The sequence below is a fragment of the Mycobacterium sp. genome (genome assembly GCF_049281135.1).
GTDB lineage: Bacteria > Actinomycetota > Actinomycetes > Mycobacteriales > Mycobacteriaceae > Mycobacterium.
Map to the genome: position 1 here is coordinate 1 of NZ_JBAPRN010000657.1, position 5,323 is coordinate 5,323.

5 protein-coding genes are annotated in these 5,323 nt (G+C 67.3%); all 5 read left to right on the plus strand.

The genetic code is table 11. The annotated features are described in order from the left end of the window. Nucleotides 1–432 (plus strand): WYL domain-containing protein (locus WAN02_RS26425; protein ID WP_422267961.1); only part of this gene is annotated, 432 nt, incomplete at its 5' end. Nucleotides 433–482: 50 nt separating this feature from the next. Continuing rightward, nucleotides 483–725, plus strand: coding sequence for a Sec-independent protein translocase subunit TatA (tatA, locus tag WAN02_RS26430; RefSeq protein WP_422267963.1), 243 nt, complete (start codon nucleotides 483–485; stop codon nucleotides 723–725). Between the two features lie 39 nt (nucleotides 726–764). Next, a complete protein-coding gene (gene tatC / locus WAN02_RS26435) occupies nucleotides 765–1,697 on the plus strand; it encodes a twin-arginine translocase subunit TatC (protein WP_422267965.1) in 933 nt (310 codons plus the stop codon). A gap of 37 nt (nucleotides 1,698–1,734) precedes the next feature. Beyond that, nucleotides 1,735–4,515 (plus strand): DEAD/DEAH box helicase, encoded by a 2,781-nt coding sequence (locus tag WAN02_RS26440; protein ID WP_422267969.1) that lies wholly within the window; start codon nucleotides 1,735–1,737, stop codon nucleotides 4,513–4,515. A gap of 74 nt (nucleotides 4,516–4,589) precedes the next feature. Then, nucleotides 4,590–5,323, plus strand: a 734-nt coding sequence (locus WAN02_RS26445; RefSeq protein ID WP_422267967.1) for a DUF4333 domain-containing protein, incomplete at its 3' end; no start/stop codon positions are given.

Consider the following 5,323-nt stretch of genomic DNA (forward strand, 5'->3'; position numbering starts at 1 on the left):
GTGCTGGTCGGCGATCAGAGCTACCTGGAAGCGTGGTCGCGGGAAGCCGAAGGCGTGCGGCTGTTCCGGTTCGACCGCATCGTCGACGCCAGCGTGCTCGACGAGCATTCTGCGCCACCGGAACCCGCGCTCCAGGCGCCGCCGGACACGTCGTTGTTCGACGCCGACCCGTCGCTGCCGTCGGCGACACTGCAGCTGGCGCCCGAGGCCTCGTGGATGTTCGAGTACTACCCGATGCGCCTGCTCCACGAACTGCCCGACGGCTACTGCGAGGCGGCGATGACCTATGCCTCGGAGGACTGGATGGCCCGTCAGGTACTGGGGCTGGGGTCGGCGGTGCGCGTTCTGGGGCCGGAGTCGCTGGCCGCCCGGGTGCGTGATGCCGCGGCGGCCGCGCTGGAGTCGTACCAGGCCGCGGCGCGGTCCGGCTGATGAACCAAACGCTGCGGTAGCATCGTTGTGACATCTGGAGGTAAATAAAAGTGAATGCTCTGACTCCGGGTCACCTGGCTATCATCGCGGTCCTGGTGATTGTTCTTTTCGGCGCCAAGAGGCTTCCCGAGGCCGCTCGCTCACTGGGCAAGTCGATGCGGATCTTCAAGTCCGAGGTCCGCGAACTGCAAAGCGACAACAAACCCGAAACGTCAGCCACCCAAGCCGCGCCGGTTCAGCCGGTGCATTCCGAGCGGGTCGATCCGCCGGCGGCTGACGGTCGGCCGGCCTAGCCTGGCATCGCCCCAGCGGCGCCCGAGCGCCTATTCACTGTGCGCACCACCGGTTTGTTCAGGCGGCTAGATCCGCGTTCCCGTCGTAGCCGCGTCAACCCCGACGCGACCATGTCGCTCGTCGATCATCTCACCGAGTTGCGCGCGCGGATGCTGCTCTCGTTGGCGGCTATCGCGCTCACCACGACGTTGGGTTTCGTCTGGTATTCGCACCCGCTGTTCGGGCTGGAAAGTCTGGGCGAGTGGCTGCGGCACCCGTACTGCGCGCTGCCCCCCTCTGCGCGGGCCGACATTGCCAACGGCCAGTGCCGGTTGCTGGCCACGGCGCCCTTCGACCAGTTCATGTTGCGGTTGAAGGTCGGGCTGACGGCCGGGGTGGTGCTGGCCTGCCCGATGTGGTTCTACCAACTCTGGGCGTTCATCACCCCGGGGCTGTACAAGAAGGAACGGCGCTTCGCCGTCGCATTCGTCGTGCCGGCCGCGTTGCTGTTCGTCACCGGCGCGGTGCTGGCATACCTGGTGCTGGCCAAGGCGCTGCACTTCCTGTTGACGGTCGGCAGCGATGTGCAGGTGACCGCGCTGTCCGGCGACCGGTATTTCGGGTTCCTGATCAACCTGCTGCTGGTGTTCGGCGTGAGCTTCGAATTCCCGCTACTGGTTGTGATGCTCAACTTCGTCGGGGTGTTGACCTACGCGCGATTGCGATCGTGGCGGCGCGGCCTGATCTTCGCGATGTTCGTCTTTGCCGCCGTTTTCACGCCCGGTTCCGACCCGTTCTCGATGACGGCGCTGGGGCTGGCGCTGACCCTGCTGCTCGAGCTGGCCATCCAGATCGCCCGCGTGCACGACAAACGCAAAGCCAGACGGGAAGCCTTGACCGCCCTCGACGACGACGAAGCCTCGGTCATCGAACCACCCTCTGCGGTCGGCGCGCCGTCGAGCATCGCCGGACCTCATGACGACATCACCTGACGCGCCCGCCCCCGACGCGACGATGCAGAGCGAAGCTATGAGGAGAAGCGGCGGCGGCGACACGGGGGAATTAGCGCGGTTCACTGCGGAATTGGAGTTTGAGCTCGATGGCTTTCAGCGCCGGGCGTGTGCGGCGCTGGAAAACGGCCACGGTGTCCTGGTGTGCGCACCGACCGGGGCCGGCAAGACCGTCGTCGGCGAATTCGCGGTGCATTTGGCACTGGCGTCCGGCGGGAAATGCTTCTACACCACGCCGTTGAAGGCGTTGAGCAACCAGAAACACAACGATTTCGTGGCGCGTTACGGCAAGGACCAAATCGGTCTGCTCACCGGCGACATGTCAGTCAATGCCGACGCCCCGGTGGTGGTGATGACCACCGAGGTGCTGCGCAACATGCTGTACGCGGATTCTCCTGCGTTGCGCGGACTTTCGTACGTGGTGATGGACGAGGTGCATTTCCTGGCCGACCGGATGCGCGGTGCGGTGTGGGAGGAAGTCATCTTGCATCTGCCCGACGACGTGCGTCTGGTCAGCTTGTCGGCGACGGTGAGTAACGCCGAAGAGTTCGGCGGCTGGATCCAGACCGTGCGTGGCGACACCTCGGTGGTGGTCGACGATCACCGGCCCGTTCCGCTATGGCAGCACATGCTGGTCGGGAAGCGACTTTTCGACCTGTTCGACTACGCCGCGCATGAGCCGGGGGAGCGCCAACAGTCGATCGTCGACCCGAACCTGTTGCGCCACATCGCCCATCGCCGTGAGGCTGATCGGCTGACGGACTGGCATGCCCCACGCCGCCAAGGCGGTCGGGGAGGTTCGGGACGCCCGGGCCGGTCGGGTTTCTACCGGCCGCCGCCGCGGCCTGACGTGATCCGCATGCTGGACGACGACGGCCTGCTGCCGGCGATCACCTTCGTGTTCTCCCGGGTCGGCTGCGATGCGGCGGTGGGCCAATGCCTGCGTTCGTCGCTGCGGCTGACCACCGACGAGGACCGGGCCAAGATCGCCGAGGTGATCGACCACCGCTGCGGCGACCTCGACGACGCCGACCTCGACGTGCTCGGCTACTACGAGTGGCGCGAGGCGCTGCTGCGCGGCATCGCCGCCCACCACGCCGGGTTGCTGCCGGTGTTCCGGCACACCGTCGAGGAGCTGTTCACTGCCGGGCTTATCCGGGCCGTCTTCGCCACCGAGACGCTGGCACTCGGCATCAACATGCCCGCCCGCACCGTGGTGCTCGAACGATTGGTGAAGTTCAACGGCGAGCAGCACCTCCCGCTGACCCCCGGCGAGTACACCCAGCTCACCGGGCGGGCCGGCCGCCGCGGCATCGATGTCGAGGGTCACGCCGTGGTGCTGTGGAATCCCGGTGAAGACACCAGCGAACCGGCCGAGGTCGCGGGCCTGGCCTCCACCCGCACCTTCCCGCTGCGCAGCTCGTTCGCCCCGTCGTACAACATGACGATCAACCTGGTGAACCGCGTGGGCCCGGAGCAGGCGCATCGACTGCTGGAGCAGTCGTTCGCGCAGTACCAGGCTGACCGCTCGGTGGTGAGCCTGGTCCGCGGAGTGGAACGCGGCCGGCAGATGCTCGATGAGGCCGCCGCCGAGCTCGGTGGACACGATGCTCCCGTCCTCGAATACGCCCGGTTGCGCGAGCAGATCAGCCAGCAGGAGCGTGCCCGGGCGCGCGCGTCGCGTCTGCAACGTCGCCAGGCGGTCAACGACGCGCTGGCCGGGCTGCGGCGCGGCGACATCATCACGATCACCCACGGCCGACGCGGCGGACTTGCCGTCGTATTGGAGGCGGCCCGCGACAGCACCGACCCGCGACCGTTGGTGTTGACCGAAAACCGTTGGGCTGGAAGGATTTCCTCATCGGACTATTCCGGCGAGTCGGCGCCGGTCGGGTCGATGACATTGCCCAAGCGGGTCGAACACCGGCAACCCCGGGTCCGTCGCGACCTGGCGTCGGCGCTGCGTTCGGCGGCCGCCGATTTGTCGACGACCGGCGAGCGTCGAGGCAAGCGCACCGAGAGCCGCGATGTTGACCCCGAGCTGGCGGCGCTACGGGAAAAGATGCGTCGTCATCCGGTTCACCGCGAAGCCGACCGGGAAACCCGGGTCCGGGTCGCCGAGCGCTACCTGCGGATGGAACGCGAGAACGCCGCGCTGCAGAAGAAAGTCGCCGCCGCCACCAACTCGCTGGCCCGCACCTTCGACCGGATCGTGGGACTGCTCACCGAGCGCGGCTTCATCGAGCTCACCGACGGCACTCCCACGGTGACCGACGACGGCCGGCTGCTGGCCCGGATCTACAGCGAGAGCGATCTCCTGGTCGCCGAATGCCTGCGCAGTGACGCATGGACAGGACTCAAAGATGCGGAATTGGCCGCCGTGCTCTCGGCCGTGCTCTACGAAACGCGGGGCGGCGACGGCCCCGGCGCCCCGCGCAACGAGCAGGTGCCGACCCCACGGTTGCGGCAAGCGCTGAATCGCACGCGGCGGCTGTCCGCGGACTTGCGCGCCGACGAGCATCGCCATCGCATCACGCTGAGCCGCGAGCCCGACGACGGGTTCGTCGCGGCCATCTACCGCTGGGCCAGCAGTGGTGACCTCGTCACCGCGCTGGCAGCCTCCGATAACGAGGGCAACGGTTCGCCCCTGTCGCCAGGGGATTTCGTCCGCTGGTGCCGGCAGGTGCTCGACCTGCTTGACCAGGTCCGGAATGCCGCCCCCCAGCCGGAGCTGCGGGCCACCGCGAAACGCGCGATCGACGCGATTCGGCGCGGCGTCGTAGCAGTTGACGCCGGGTAGGCTGTGCCGAAGCTACGGTTGCACACGACGACCGGCGCGAGGACTGCAAGCAGCACTGAGAGGACTGACACACGATGAGCGGACCACAGGGACCCGACCCGACGCAGCCGTGGCAGCCGACGCAGGGGGAAGGTCAGCAAGCCGGCGAGGACCACACCCAGCACGTGTCACCGTGGCAGCAATCCTCCGGCGACCAGGGCTGGCAGGCCAGTGGTGGAGAGCACCAGACCTGGCAGGCACCCGCGTACACGCCCACTGAATACGGGCAGTACCAGCAGCCGCCCACGTCGTACTATCCACCGCCGCAGTCCTATCCGCAGGGCTACCCGCAGCAGGACCAGTACGGCGGCCAGACCGCCGCTTACCCGCAGCAGCCGGGGCAATACGGCCAGCCCCAGCCGGGCCCATACGGTCAGCCTGCTCAATACGGTCAGCCGGGTCAGTACGGGCAACCCGGCCAGTACCCCCAACCCGGTCAGTACGGCCAGTACCCGGGTGCCTATGGACAGCCGCCGGCCGGCCCGAAGCGTTCGAAGGCGATGGTCGGCTCGGTGGCCGGTGTGATTGCCGCCGTCGCCGTCGCGGTGATCTTGGTGCTGGGTTTCTGGGCGCCGGGGTTCTTCGTGACCACCAAGCTGGACGTCAGCAAAGCCAATGCCGGCGTGCAACAGATCCTGAGCGATAGCACCAACGGCTACGGCGCGAAGAACGTCAAGGACGTCAAGTGCAACAACGGTCAGAATCCGACCGTCAAAAAGGGCGCCAGCTTCGACTGCGACGTCAGCATCGACGGCACCAAGCGTTCGGT

Coding starts and splice junctions, on each gene's coding strand:
- WAN02_RS26440 (WP_422267969.1), top strand. CDS start 1,735: ATGAGGAGAAGCGGCGGCGGCGACACGGGGGAATTAGCGCGGTTCACT.